Here is a 13,208-nt window from a genome sequence, read left to right on the forward strand (position 1 = left end):
GCGGCCATGATGAACCTTGCCGAATACCGCCGCACCTCCGCCCGCCTCGCTGATTACCTGCCCTGGGCCGCGCTCGTCGGCGCCGGCGTCGTCCTCAACAAGGATGGCTCGTTCCAGCGCACGGCGCGCTTTCGCGGGCCGGATCTGGATTCCGCCGTGGCGGCCGAACTGGTCGCCGTCGCCGCCCGCCTCAACAACGCCTTCCGCCGCCTCGGCTCCGGCTGGGCGATCTTCGTCGAGGCGCAGCGGTCCGAGGCCGCGACCTATCCCGACAGCCGCTTTCCCGATCCCGCCTCATCGTTGGTCGATTCCGAGCGCAAGGCCGATTTCGAGGAAGAGGGCGCGCATTTCGTGTCCAGCTATTTCCTCACCATGCTTTACCTGCCGCCCGCCGAGGAAGCCGCCCGCACGGAAGCGTGGCTCTATGAAGGCCGGGAGCGCTCCGGCGTCGATCCTCATGAGGCGCTGCGCGCCTTCACCGACCGCACCGATCGCATCCTGGCACTGCTCGACGGCTTCATGCCGGAATGCGCATGGCTCGATGACGGCGAGACGCTCACCTACCTGCATTCGACAATTTCGACCAACCGGCACCGCGTCCGCGTGCCGGAGGCACCGATGTACCTCGATGCGCTGCTCGCCGACCAGCCGCTCACCGGCGGGCTGGAGCCGCGCCTGGGCGAGCAACATCTTCGCATCCTCACCATTGTCGGATTTCCGACCGCGACGACGCCCGGCATTCTCGACGAGCTGAACCGGCTCGCCTTCGAATATCGCTGGTCGACGCGCGCGATCCTCCTCGACAAGACCGATGCCATCCGCCTCCTGACCAAGATCAGGCGGCAGTGGTTCGCCAAGCGCAAATCGATCGCCGCGATCCTCAAGGAGGTGATGACCAACGAGCAATCCGTGCTCGTCGACACCGACGCCGCGAACAAGGCGCAGGATGCGGATCTCGCGCTTCAGGAACTCGGCCAGGACTTCGCCGGAGAAGCATACATCACCGCCACCGTGACCGTCTGGGACGGCGACGCCCGCGTGGCCGACGAGAAGCTGCGGCTGGTCGAGAAGGTGATCCAGGGCCGCGATTTCACCTGCATGCCCGAGACCATCAACGCCGTGGATGCCTGGCTCGGCAGCCTGCCCGGCCACGTCTACGGAAATGTCCGGCAGCCGCCGGTCAACACCCTCAACCTTGCCCACATGATGCCGCTCAGCGCCGTGTGGGCGGGGCCGGAACGGGACGAGCATCTCGGCGCGCCCCCGCTGCTGTATGGCAGGACCGAAGGCTCGACCCCGTTCCGGCTTTCAATTCACGTCGGCGATGTCGGCCATACGCTCGTCGTCGGCCCGACCGGCGCAGGCAAGTCCGTGCTGCTCGCGCTCATGGCCTTGCAGTTCCGTCGTTACAAGCGCTCGCAGGTCTTCGCCTTCGATTTCGGGGGCAGCATCCGCGCCTCGGCGCTCGCCATGGGCGGCGACTGGCACGATCTCGGCGGCGACCTGACCGATGGCTCGGAAACCTCGGTTTCCCTCCAGCCGCTCGCCCGCATCCATGAGGTGCCGGAACGCGCCTGGGCGGCCGACTGGATCGTCGCCATCCTGATGCGCGAGGGCGTGCAGATCACACCGGAGGTCAAGGAGCACCTCTGGACCGCGCTGACCTCGCTCGCCTCCGCGCCGGTCGGGGAGCGCACCATCACCGGCCTTGCCGTGCTGCTCCAGTCGAACGACCTGAAACAGGCGCTGCGCCCCTACTGCGTCGGCGGTCCATATGGCCGCCTGCTCGACGCCGAGAGCGAGCATCTCGGCTCGGCGTCCGTACAGGCGTTCGAGATCGAGGGGCTAGTCGGAACCGGCTCCGCCGCGGCGGTGCTGGCTTATCTCTTCCATCGCATCGGCGACCGGCTCGACGGCCGGCCGACGCTCCTGATCATCGACGAAGGCTGGCTGGCGCTCGACGACGACGGCTTTTCCGGCCAGCTCCGCGAATGGCTGAAGACGCTGCGCAAGAAGAACGCCAGCGTGATCTTCGCCACGCAATCGCTGTCCGACATCGATGGCAGCAGCATTGCGCCCGCCATCATCGAAAGCTGCCTGACCCGGTTGCTCCTGCCGAATGAACGCGCGGTCGAGCCCCAGATCACGGCGATCTATCGGCGCTTCGGCCTCAACGACCGCCAGATCGAGCTGATCGCCCGCGCCACGCCGAAGCGCGACTACTACTGCCAGTCGCGGCGCGGCAACCGGATGTTCGAGCTGGGCCTGTCGGAAGTCGGGCTCGCGCTTTGCGCGGCCTCCTCGAAATCCGACCAGACCCTCATCGACCAGATCGTCGCCGAACACGGCCGCGACGGCTTCCTGCCCGCGTGGCTCGCGGCGCGCGACGTCGCATGGGCCGCGGACCTCATCCCCGATCTCGTCAACTTCGACCCCCAGCCCGAACAGGAGAACTGAAACATGACGCCCACCTCGCCTCGCATCTCCGCCGCCCTGCTTGCCGCCACCGTGCTGTCCGTACCGCTCGCCGTCGCTCCGGTCCTGACCACCCCGGCACACGCCTGGAAGATCGTCTACGATCCGACCAATTACGCCCAGAACGTCCTTCAGGCCGCCCGCGCGCTGGAGCAGATCACCAACCAGATCACGTCGCTCCAGAACGAGGCGCAGATGCTCATCAACCAGGCGAAGAACCTGGCGAGCCTGCCGTTCTCCTCGCTCCAGCAGCTCCAGCAGTCCGTGCAGCGCACGCAGCAGCTCCTGAGCCAGGCGCAGAACATCGCATTCGACGTCGGCCAGATCGATCAGGCGTTCAAGACGCAATACGGCAACGCCTCGCTGACCGCCTCGGACGCCAAGCTGATCGAGGACGCGAAGACCCGCTGGCAGAACACCGTCGGCGGTCTGCAGGACGCCATGCGCGTCCAGGCCACCGTTGTCGGCAACATCGACACCAACCGTACCCAGATGTCGGCGCTGGTCGGGCAGAGCCAGGGCGCGACCGGCGCACTTCAGGCAACCCAGGCCGGCAACCAGCTCCTCGCCCTTCAGGCGCAGCAGCTCGCCGACCTGACCGCCGTGATCGCCGCGAACGGCCGGGCGCAGGCGCTCACCGACGCCGAGCGTTCAGCGGCCGCCGAGCAGGGACGCGAGCAGCGCCGCCGCTTCCTCACGCCCGGCTCCGGCTACCAGCCGGGAAACGCCAAGATGTTCAACGGCAACTGAGACGCAGGAAGGGGGACGACCATGGACGGCAAGATGCTGGCCCGGCTGGGCGCCGTCGTCTTCGTGGCTGTCGCGATCACAGCGACGGCCATCGAGCTGACCCGCAAGGACGAGGTAAATGTCCCGGAGCCGGCGCGGGCCGTCGAGCGCTCGATCGATGCGCTTCGCGTCGAACAGCGACGGTGCCAGCAGCTTGGCGAGGCCGCCGGCAAGGATGCCGGATGCCTGCGCGTCTGGGCCGAGACCCGCGATCGCTTTCTCGGCCGCACGCCGCAGCCGGTCGCGCCCGCGGCGAATGACGCACGGTGAGCGCAGATGGGCAGCACCAGCGTCATCGACAATTTCCTCTCGGTCTTCACGTCCTACATCGACAGCGGCTTTGGCCTGCTCGGCGGCGAGGTCGCCTTCATAGCTTCAACCCTCATCGTGATCGACGTGACGCTTGCGGCCCTGTTCTGGAGCTGGGGCGCTGACGACGACATCATGGCGCGGCTGGTGAAAAAGACGCTCTTCGTCGGGGTCTTTGCCTACCTGATTTCCAACTGGAACAGCCTCGCGAAGATCGTCTTCGACAGCTTCGCCGGACTCGGCCTGAAGGGCTCCGGAACCAGCTTCAGCACCGCCGATCTCCTGCGCCCCGGCAAGGTGGCGCAAACCGGACTCGACGCCGGACGGCCGCTGCTCGATTCCATCTCCGACCTCATGGGCTGGATCGCCTTCTTCGAGAATTTCATCCAGATCGCCTGCATGTTCTTCGCCTGGGTGCTGGTCATCCTCGCCTTCTTCATCCTGGCGATCCAGCTCTTCGTCACGCTGATCGAGTTCAAGCTGTCGACACTGGCCGGCTTCGTCCTGATCCCCTTCGGCCTGTTCGGAAAGACCGCGTTCATGGCCGAGCGGGTGCTCGGCAACGTGATCTCCTCCGGCATCAAGGTCCTGGTTCTCGCCGTCATCATCGGCATCGGCTCGACGTTGTTCTCGCAGTTCACCGCCGGCTTCGGCGGCGCGACGCCGACCATCGACCAGGCCATGGCGATCGTGCTCGCCGCGCTCTCCCTGCTCGGCCTCGGCATATTCGGCCCCGGCATCGCCAACGGCCTCGTCTCCGGCGGACCTCAACTCGGCGCGGGCGCCGCCGTAGGCACAGGGCTGGCGGTCGGAGGCGCAGCGCTCGCCGCAGGCGGCGGAGCCGTGCTGGCCGCCAAGGGCGGAGCGCTCGCTTTGTCTGGAGGTGCGGCCGCCGCGCGTGGCGGCGCTGCCGCCGCCGGCGCGGCTTCCTCGGCCTATACGCTCGGCTCGATGGGACAGTCCGGCATGTCGGGCATCGCCTCCGGTCTCGGCGGCGTGGCGCGCGCCGCCGGTTCGGGCGCTGCCTCGCCGCTGCGTCGCGGTCTCGCCCGCGCCGCTGAGAGCCTCAAGTCGAGCCACACCGGCGGCGTCAAGGGCGCTTTCGAAACGACGGGCGGCTCTTCGACCATGGGAACCGTCGGAGGTGGCGGGCAGGCCGCCAATGACGCCTCCGCCGGCGCTGCCGCGGCCGGATCTGTGAATACCCCGCCGGCCTGGGCGCAGCGCATGAAGCGCGGCCAGGCAATGAGCCATGGCGTTTCCGCGGCCGCCCACGCGGTCCGCTCCGGCGACAGCCACGGCTCCGGCTCTTCCGTCAATCTCTCCGAAAGCGACCGCTCATGAACCTCTTCCGACGACCCGCCACCCACTACGGCAAGACGCCGCAACCCGAGACCCCCTATCAGAAGGCTGCCCAGATATGGGACGAGCGTATCGGCTCCGCCCGCGTCCAGGCGCGCAACTGGCGCTTTATGGCTTTCGGATGCCTGGCGCTGTCGGCCGGCTTCGCCGCCGCTCTTGTCGTCCAGTCGGCGCGGGGCACCGTCGTTCCCTGGATCGTTCAGGTCGACAAGCTGGGACAGGCCCAGACCGTCGCCGCGGCAACCGCCGACTACCGTCCGACCGATCCGCAGATCGCATGGCATCTCGCCCGTTTCATCGAACAGGTCCGCTCCGTCCCGGCCGATCCGATCATCGTGCGGCAGAACTGGCTGCGCGCCTATGAATGGACGACGGACCGGGGCGCGGCCGCGCTCAACGACTATGCCCGCGTCAACGACCCCTTCACCAAGGTCGGCAAGCAGCAGGTTGCCGTCGAGGTTTCCTCGGTCATCCGCGCCTCGCCGGAGAGCTTCCGGATCGCGTGGATAGAGCGGCGCTATGAGAACGGCCAGCTTTCGACCACCGAGCGATGGACGGCAATTCTCACCATCGTCGTCCAGCCGCCCCGCGACGCCGAACGGCTCAAGGCCAATCCGCTCGGCATCTACGTCAATGCAATCAACTGGTCGCGGGAGTTGGGACAATGACGCCGCACTTCCGCAATGCCGCAAACCCGGCTTTCCGTAAATCCGTGATCACGGCTTTGCTGGTATCGACTGCGGTGCTCGGCGGATGTGCTTCTGCGAAGAAGCCGCCTGCAATCACCTACGATTCCGACGTCCCGCCGCTGCCGGCCGTACCGGCTGTGACGGACACCACGCCAAAGCCGCTCCACATCCCGCCCGCCTGGACGGTGAGCCGGGGCGGCGGCGGAGCCAGTACGCCGACCGCCCGTGTCGAGAACGCCAATCTCGCCGCCCGCGTCGAGCCGCGACGCGAGGGCTATTACAACGCTATCCAGGTCTATCCGTGGAGCGACGGCGCCCTCTATCAGATCTATGCCTCGCCCGGACAGATCACCAACATCGCGCTTGAGCCGGGTGAAAGCCTGACCGGCGCAGGCCCGATCGCCGCCGGCGACACAGCACGCTGGATCATCGGCGACACCGAGAGCGGCTCCGGCGAGACGCGGCGCGTGCATGTGCTGGTGAAACCGTCGCGCGCGGAAATCTCGACCAATCTCGTCATCACCACCGACCGGCGCACCTACATGATCGAGCTGCGCTCGCGCGAGAAACCCTACATGCCGTCCGTCGCCTGGTCCTATCCGCGCGCCCGCGGAGGCTCGGCGCAGGCGATACCGACAACGCCGGTTATCCCGGCCGTGGCGGCGCGGAACTATCGCTATGGCTTCGCATCCGGCGACAATCCGCCGTGGAAGCCGGTCTCCGTCTATGACGACGGGCGGCGCGTCTACATCGAGTTTCCGCGCGGCATCGTCCAGGGCGAATTGCCGCCGATCTTCGTGATCGGCCCCGAAGGCGAGGCCCAGATCGCCAATACGCGCACCTATCGCAACGTGCTGATCGTCGATCGCCTGTTCGGCGCGGCCGAGCTGCGGCTTGGCGGGGGCAAGCGTCAGCAGACCGTCAGGATCGAACGCATCGACGGCTCCTCGCGCGCAACGAATGTCCGCCAGGACAAGGGAGGGCAGTCGTCATGACAGACACCGGAAACAACAATGCTGCCCCGATGCGCCTTCGCGCCGAAGCCCCGCGCGTCACGCGCCTATCGCGCAAGGCGCTGGCCGGAGCCGGCCTCATCGTTTCGCTCGGTATCGGCGGCGCGCTGATCTATGCGCTCCAGACCCGCGATCGCGGCGCGGATGGCGAGGAACTCTATTCGACCGAGAACCGGGCGACGGCCGATGGGCTCGCCGGCCTTCCACGCGACTATACCGGGCCGGTCCTCGGCCCGGCACTGCCCGGCGATCTCGGCCGGCCGATCCTCAGCGCGCAGAACGAGGGCAAGCCCGTCGTTCCGCCCACCGTCCCCGATCCAACCGTGGATCAGGAAGAGCAGCGGCGGCGCGCCGAGGAGGAAGCCGCACGCACGAGCCGCGTCTTTTTCCAGACCGAGACACGCACGAACCCAACCGCAGGCGCGGATTCGGCCGCCGGCGCAGGTCTGCCCAATCTCGCCGGGCTCGGCCTCGGCGGAAATACCGCGCAGGACCGGCAGAACGCCTTCCTCAACGCCGCCGTCGATCGCCGGACCACCACGACCGACCGCGTCATGGCTCCGGCATCGCCCTTCGTGCTTCAGGCGGGCGCGGTCATCCCGGCAGCACTGATCACCGGCATCCGCTCCGACCTTCCCGGCCAGATCACCGCGCAGGTCACGGAAAGCATCTATGACAGCCCGACCGGCCGCGTTCTCCTCGTGCCGCAGGGCACGCGCATCATCGGTCAGTACGACAACAGCGTGCAGTTCGGCCAAAGGAGGGTCTTGTTGGTCTGGAACCGGCTGATCTTCCCCAATGGTCGCTCGATCGTGCTGGAGCGCCAGCCCGGCGCGGACAGCCAAGGCTATGCCGGGCTAGAGGATGGTGTCGACTACCACTGGTGGGATCTCGCCAAGGCGGCCGGGCTCTCCACCCTGCTTGCCGTCGGCGCCGAACTCGCGACGAGCGACGAGGACCGCCTGATCCGCGCGATCCGCGACGGCTCGCAGGATACGATCAATCAGGCGGGCCAGCAGATCATCCAGCGGCAATTGCAGGTCGCCCCCACGCTGACCATCCGGCCGGGCTTCCCGGTCCGGATGATCGTGACCCGCGATCTGGTCCTCGAACCCTACAGGGGATGATCCATGACCAAGCTGAAACTCGGTCCGCTCGCCAACGACAAGCCGGTCAAGGTCACGCTTGAGCTGCCGGCTGCGCTCGCCGATGACCTTGCCACCTACGCGCAGATATTGGGGCGGGACACCGGCCAGCCGGTCGCCGATCCGATGAAGCTCATCGTGCCCATGCTGGAGCGCTTCATCGCCACCGACCGCGGGTTCGCCAAGGCCCGCCGCTCGGTCACGCCTGATCGTCGCTGATCGGGCGAGTCCCGAACCGTTTCGCCGACAGGTTGCGGGCGAGGCTCAGCATCCGGCGCAGCGCCGGATTGTCGTTGCGTTGCGACCAGACCGCGCAGAACGGCAGTTCTTCCGTCACCAGAAGCCGATACGCCACGCCCCGGAATCTGGTCCCCGTCGTGGCCTCGCTGGTGAGCGAGATACCTTTTCCCAGAGCCACCAACTGCATCAGCGTGTCCCGGTTATAGACCGGGCACTGCTCGACGCTCGGATGGTGGCCCAGCTCGGCGAGATGCTTGACGAGATAGTCGTGGATCTCGGGACCAGGCTCCGCCTCGCTGACGATGAAATGCCGGTCGCGCAGGTCGGCCCATTCGATCTCCTCCCTTGCCACAAGCTCATGCTTTTCCGGCAGGACGACGAACACGCGCTCGGCCCACAGCCGCGTCACCTCACATCCCGCGACGTGCGGCTCGCCCGTCAGGAAGGCGATGTCGATCTCGTGGTGCCGGACAGCGGCCTTGTGGTCGGCAGGCGTGCCTTCGATGAATCTCGTGCGAACACCGGGATGCTCCCCTGCGTATCGCTCCAGCAGATCGGCGATGAAGCCCGAGGCGAGGGACGAGAATATGCCGATGCGTAGCACGCCCTTTTCGGCGCGGCCCGCAGCTCTCACTTCCTTCACGGCCAGATCGATTTCCGCGATCGCCCTCCGAGCGTGCGTCAGGAACTTCCGTCCCGCCTCGGTGATGACCACCCCCCGCTGATATCGAATGAACAGCGCCGCACCGGCCTGATCCTCCAGATCGCGGATGCGGCGGCTGACCGCCGATTCTCGAACGCCGACCGCTATCGCCGCCTGTCGGAAGCTGCCATGCTCGGCCGCTGCAATCACATAGTGGAGTTGCCGCATCTGGATTTCAGGCTCGCGGTCACGTCTGAGCAATCACCTCTACCTCCGCATGCGTCACCCATTCGAGGGGGCATCGTGCAGATTCCAACGGTGACAAGGTCAAGCCCACTTGTCGGGAAATTTACGTGATTTTGCGGTGCCTTCGAATAGCTTTCAAATTTCTTACGCGGGCCGGTTGACAATAAACACTTAAACATGTATTCAAGTGTTTAGACTGAACGCAACCACTGGACCGACCTATGGCAGACCACTCTCACTCCCACAGCGACCACCACGGCCACGATCATGATCACTCACACGTACCGACCGTAACGAAGGAAAACGAGCGCAAGATCCTCATTTCCTTCTTCATCATCTTCATCTTCATGGTCGTCGAGGCAGTCGGCGGTGTGATCTCCGGTTCGCTCGCGCTGCTTGCCGATGCGGGACATATGCTGACCGACGCCATCGCGCTCGGTCTCGCCTACGTTGCCTTCCGCCTCGGCCGCCGCGTCGCCGACAGCCAGCGCACCTTCGGCTATGCCCGCTTCGAGGTGATTGCGGGCCTCATCAACGCCCTTACCCTGTTCGGCATCGTCGCCTGGATCGTCTACGAGGCCATCGAGCGCTTCCAAGAGCCGCAGCCGGTCATGGCCGGTTCGATGTTCGTCGTCGCCATCATCGGCATGCTCGTGAACCTCTTCGTCCTCTGGTATCTGACGCGCGGCGACTCCGATCACGTCAATGTCAAGGGCGCCGTGCTGCATGTCATGGGCGATCTGCTCGGCTCGGTCGGCGCGATCATTGCCGCCATCGTCATCTGGTACACTGGCTGGACCCCGATCGATCCCATCCTGTCGGTGTTCGTGTCGCTGCTGATCCTGCGCAGCGCCTGGAGCCTGCTCAGGAACACGCTGCATATCCTGCTCGAAGGTGCGCCCGACAACGCCGGCGCGGAGAAGATCTCCGAGCATCTTCGAAAGACCGTTCCCGGCATCCAGAGCGTCCACCACGTCCATGTCTGGTCGCTGACTTCCGGCCGTGTGCTGGCAACCCTTCAGGTGCAGCCGATGGAAGGCGTCGATGTGCGCACCGTCATGCAGCAAGTCGACCACGAGCTGAAGACGCAGTTCAAGATCGAGCACCCGACGATCGGGATCGACTGGGACGGCGTGGCCAGTTGCACCCTGGAGGAGCCGAGCAAGGCGGCTGTGTCCCACGCAGGGCATTCGCACTGACCGTCCACTCTTCATGGGTTCACTCGGAAAGCTGGAAAGGAAAACCGTTGAACAAGGCAGATCCCCTTTCGACCCAGGAGTTGAACTTCCTATCCGAAACATTCCGCCTGCTGGGTGACCCCAGCAGGCTAAGGATTCTCCTCCATTGCGAGGAAGGCCCGAAGTCGGTCACCGATATCTCCGAAACGCTTGAGCTGTCGCAGTCGCTCGTCAGCCACCACCTGCGACTGCTTCGCGGCGCGCGGCTGGTAACGCGGGTCCGACATTCGAAGCAGATGTTCTACGAAATCTCCGATCAGCATGTGGGCGACGTCCTGCTCGATATGCTCTCCCATGTCCGTGAGGAACGAGAAGGCGTCGCCGAACGCGACGCCAGCGTTCAACACTCCTGATCGTCGTGAGCACGGAAAACGATGACAGAGTTGCGACGCGGCAAACAAAGCATCGGAGCCGCGCTGAACGAAGGATTCTCGACGATGAGAGGGGCCGCAAATTGCATCGACTTCTTCGGTGGCCGTCTTGAAACTCTGGCCGATGAGGAAGGCGGAGCGCTGCACCGGGTGAAGATGACAACTACGTTTACGCTATAGCACTCTAAACGAGCGTTAGTCGCATCCGCCTCGGCGTTTCATCCAGCGTTCGTTCCCTCACGCATTGCTATGGGTTCGAGACGATCCGGAAGCCGAGGTCCGTATGATGTTCAGGATGGCTACTGTGCGTCACCAAGCTCAACCGGGCTGATGGTGATCTTTCTCTCAAAGCGTCCAGGCAGGCCATTTGGCCATATAGTTTTCTCAATCCTTATTCGATGGCCTGCCTCAACAATGACGCTGTCATCTCCGGTGGGCAATTGAATCGACCGCCAGCGTTTGCATCAGGGTCGTCAACGGAAGCCCGTATCCGCGGCGTCATCCAGATCGGCCCGGCCGAGGCGACAGCCCGGCCGTCCGACCGCACCATCACCGCCATCGCCGAGGACGGCATCTATCGACCCTGGAACAGGCGAAATTCGAGGGCCGCGTTCCCGGTGGCGACTATGAGGGCTATGTCGATGCCCATGTTCGTCGGCTGGAGGCATTGCGCCGCGCCGGGATCGTCGAGCGCATCGACGCCGACCAATGGCGCATCCCCAATGATCTGGTTAGCCGCGCCGCCGACTACGATGCCGGCCGAGACCGGCAGGCCAGTGTTCGCGTCCTGTCACCCATCAATCTGGAAAGGCAGATACATTCGGACGGCGCGACGTGGCTGGACCGGCGATTGATCCACAGCGAAACCGCCGATATTGCGCCGGCCGGTTTCGGCCAGCAGGTGCGCGAGGCCATGGACCAGCGCCGCGAGCATCATATCGAGCAAGGCGACGCTACCCGAGCACGGAATGGCCGCATCTTCTACCGGAGCAGCCTTCTCGCCACCCTGCGCGAGCGCGAGGTTGCCCGTGTTGGCGGGGAGATGGCCGAGAGCAAGGGCCTGCCTTTCCGTGCCGCCACGGACGGCGAGAACATCAGCGGCAAATTCACCGGCACCGTGCAGCTATCGAGCGGCAAGTTCGCCGTGGTCGAGCAGTCCCACGAGTTTACCTTGGTCCCATGGCGGCCGGTCATAGACCGACAGCTCGGTCGCGAGGTTATGGGCGTCGTTCAGGGCGGATCGGTGTCGTGGCAGCTAGGGCGGCAACGAGGGATTATGTTGTGATGATGGTTCGCCCTTGCGAATCAGATAAGTGTGCGCTTATCTATTGTTATGATCCCGAACGACATATTCAAAGCTCTGGCCGATCCGACACGCCGCGCGATTTTCGAGAAGCTGGCGTCCGGCAGCATGAACGCCGTCACACTGCGGCAGGGTATGGAAATTAGTCAGCCGGCGATGTCGCAACATCTCTCTGTCCTGCGCAACGCCAAGCTGGTGCGGGAAGAACGTCAGGGCCGCTTTGTGAACTATGAGGTCGATCCAGAGGGGCTGGCACTCATCGCGGAATGGCTGGCGAAGTATCGGGCCTATTGGCCTGCGAGAATTGACGCTTTGAAGAGCTTACTAAGGGACATGGACCAATGAGCGACACGGAGGCAAAGAAGCCCAAGGATAATCTCGTCGTGGAATATGAAATCGACGCTCCCCCTGAAATGGTTTGGCGGGCGATTAGTATTCCAGAGCTTCGAGAAAAATGGCTGCCTGAAAAAGACTTGGCCGATGCTGTCCCGATCTCGGCAGAACCGGGAGAGGAAGTCCGCTATCGGATGCGCGAAGAAGAATCGCCTTTCCTCGAAAGCATTGTGACGTTCCAAGTCGGTCCCAATGTCTATGGCGGCACGAGGTTGAGGATCATCCATCATCTTGTGGACGCCCGATCCGTTCGGCGAACACCCCCTGCCGCGAACAACAATTGGCCCGTGCTTATGCTCGCAGCATAGCACCTCAAACAACACATCAAAATCTAGAAGACAGGAGTTCGCCTATGCGCGAAGCGATGCAACTCGTCCCTATGGTCATCGAGCAATCCAGCCGTGGCGAACGCTCTTTCGACATCTATTCCCGCCTTCTGCGCGAGAGGATCATTTTCCTGAACGGTGAGGTCAACGACACCGTTTCCGCGCTCGTCTGCGCGCAGCTACTGTTTCTGGAAGCCGAGAATCCCAAGAAGCCAATTCAGCTATACATCAATTCTCCCGGTGGCGTCGTTACCAGCGGGCTCGCCATGTATGACACCATGCGATACATCCGCGCTCCGGTGCATACTCTTTGTATGGGGACGGCCCGCTCGATGGGGTCATTCCTGCTGATGGCCGGCGAACCCGGCGAACGCGCGGCATTGCCGAACGCCAGCATCCTGATTCACCAACCATCAGGCGGATTCCAAGGGCAGGCGTCGGATATGCTGATCCATGCCGAGGAGATCCTGAAAACCAAGCAGCGCATGACCCGGCTCTACGCGGAGCATTGCAAACGCAGTTATGAAGAGTTCGAACAAGCCATGGACCGCGACCGCTTCATGACGGTGGAAGAAGCGTTGGAATGGGGTTTGATCGATCGCGTCTTGACGGAGCGCGAAACCGGCGCGGCCTCGGAAGTTGCTGGATGAGTTAGCGCCAATTGGA

15 protein-coding genes are annotated in these 13,208 nt (G+C 64.5%); 14 read left to right on the forward strand and 1 reads right to left on the reverse strand.

Annotated features, from left to right (window positions below; all coding sequences use genetic code 11):
• Nucleotides 1-6: 6 nt before the first annotated feature.
• From trbE to JNC80_RS13385, 8 genes are read left to right on the forward strand one after another with little or no spacing between them, the layout of a single operon-like run.
• Nucleotides 7-2,457 (forward strand): conjugal transfer protein TrbE, encoded by a 2,451-nt coding sequence (trbE, locus tag JNC80_RS13350; protein ID WP_003500123.1) that lies wholly within the window; start codon nucleotides 7-9, stop codon nucleotides 2,455-2,457.
• Between the two features lie 3 nt (nucleotides 2,458-2,460).
• Nucleotides 2,461-3,225 (forward strand): P-type conjugative transfer protein TrbJ, encoded by a 765-nt coding sequence (gene trbJ / locus JNC80_RS13355; RefSeq protein ID WP_003500125.1) that lies wholly within the window; start codon nucleotides 2,461-2,463, stop codon nucleotides 3,223-3,225.
• Nucleotides 3,226-3,246: 21 nt separating this feature from the next.
• A complete protein-coding gene (gene trbK-alt, locus JNC80_RS13360) occupies nucleotides 3,247-3,534 on the forward strand; it encodes a putative entry exclusion protein TrbK-alt (RefSeq protein ID WP_003500127.1) in 288 nt (95 codons plus the stop codon).
• A gap of 6 nt (nucleotides 3,535-3,540) precedes the next feature.
• Nucleotides 3,541-4,917 (forward strand): P-type conjugative transfer protein TrbL, encoded by a 1,377-nt coding sequence (gene trbL / locus JNC80_RS13365; protein WP_003500129.1) that lies wholly within the window; start codon nucleotides 3,541-3,543, stop codon nucleotides 4,915-4,917.
• Entirely contained in the window at nucleotides 4,914-5,603 is a 690-nt protein-coding gene (gene trbF / locus JNC80_RS13370) for a conjugal transfer protein TrbF (protein WP_003500130.1), read from the forward strand. Before trbL ends, trbF begins: the two co-directional genes overlap by 4 nt.
• Nucleotides 5,600-6,619 carry a P-type conjugative transfer protein TrbG gene (gene trbG / locus JNC80_RS13375; RefSeq protein ID WP_003500131.1) on the forward strand — a complete coding sequence of 340 codons (1,020 nt, stop codon included), beginning with the start codon at nucleotides 5,600-5,602 and terminating at the stop codon, nucleotides 6,617-6,619. The genes trbF and trbG overlap by 4 nt, the downstream gene beginning before the upstream one ends.
• Nucleotides 6,616-7,764, forward strand: coding sequence for a TraB/TrbI/VirB10 family type IV secretion system protein (locus JNC80_RS13380; RefSeq protein WP_024899643.1), 1,149 nt, complete (start codon nucleotides 6,616-6,618; stop codon nucleotides 7,762-7,764). The genes trbG and JNC80_RS13380 overlap by 4 nt, the downstream gene beginning before the upstream one ends.
• A 3-nt stretch (nucleotides 7,765-7,767) precedes the next feature.
• On the forward strand, nucleotides 7,768-8,001 hold the full coding sequence (locus tag JNC80_RS13385; RefSeq protein ID WP_003500135.1) for a DUF2274 domain-containing protein: 234 nt from the start codon (nucleotides 7,768-7,770) through the stop codon (nucleotides 7,999-8,001).
• Here JNC80_RS13385 and JNC80_RS13390 read toward each other — a convergent pair.
• The gene (locus JNC80_RS13390) at nucleotides 7,982-8,926 is read right to left on the reverse strand and encodes a LysR family transcriptional regulator (protein ID WP_003500137.1); all 945 of its coding nucleotides are present in this window, start codon (nucleotides 8,924-8,926) and stop codon (nucleotides 7,982-7,984) included. The genes JNC80_RS13385 and JNC80_RS13390 overlap by 20 nt on opposite strands.
• 206 nt (nucleotides 8,927-9,132) lie before the next feature.
• On the opposite strand from JNC80_RS13390, the gene JNC80_RS13395 reads away from it, so the two are divergent.
• From JNC80_RS13395 to JNC80_RS13420, 6 genes are all read left to right on the forward strand, one after another.
• Nucleotides 9,133-10,110, forward strand: coding sequence for a cation diffusion facilitator family transporter (locus tag JNC80_RS13395; RefSeq protein WP_024899644.1), 978 nt, complete (start codon nucleotides 9,133-9,135; stop codon nucleotides 10,108-10,110).
• 47 nt (nucleotides 10,111-10,157) lie between these two features.
• Complete coding sequence (locus tag JNC80_RS13400) at nucleotides 10,158-10,502, forward strand: ArsR/SmtB family transcription factor (protein WP_035243485.1); 345 nt, start codon at nucleotides 10,158-10,160, stop codon at nucleotides 10,500-10,502.
• 601 nt (nucleotides 10,503-11,103) lie between these two features.
• A complete protein-coding gene (locus JNC80_RS13405; RefSeq protein WP_035243487.1) occupies nucleotides 11,104-11,805 on the forward strand; it encodes a DUF3363 domain-containing protein in 702 nt (233 codons plus the stop codon).
• 48 nt (nucleotides 11,806-11,853) lie between these two features.
• Nucleotides 11,854-12,168, forward strand: a complete 315-nt coding sequence (locus JNC80_RS13410) for an ArsR/SmtB family transcription factor (protein ID WP_003500156.1) — start codon at nucleotides 11,854-11,856, stop codon at nucleotides 12,166-12,168.
• Nucleotides 12,165-12,524: an SRPBCC family protein gene (locus tag JNC80_RS13415; protein ID WP_024899646.1), complete on the forward strand. Its 360-nt coding sequence runs from the start codon at nucleotides 12,165-12,167 to the stop codon at nucleotides 12,522-12,524. Before JNC80_RS13410 ends, JNC80_RS13415 begins: the two co-directional genes overlap by 4 nt.
• 44 nt (nucleotides 12,525-12,568) lie before the next feature.
• The gene (locus JNC80_RS13420; protein WP_024899647.1) at nucleotides 12,569-13,192 is read left to right on the forward strand and encodes an ATP-dependent Clp protease proteolytic subunit; all 624 of its coding nucleotides are present in this window, start codon (nucleotides 12,569-12,571) and stop codon (nucleotides 13,190-13,192) included.
• Nucleotides 13,193-13,208: the final 16 nt, after the last annotated feature.

The organism is Pseudochrobactrum lubricantis (assembly GCF_041929865.1).
GTDB classification, from domain to species: domain Bacteria; phylum Pseudomonadota; class Alphaproteobacteria; order Rhizobiales; family Rhizobiaceae; genus Pseudochrobactrum; species Pseudochrobactrum saccharolyticum.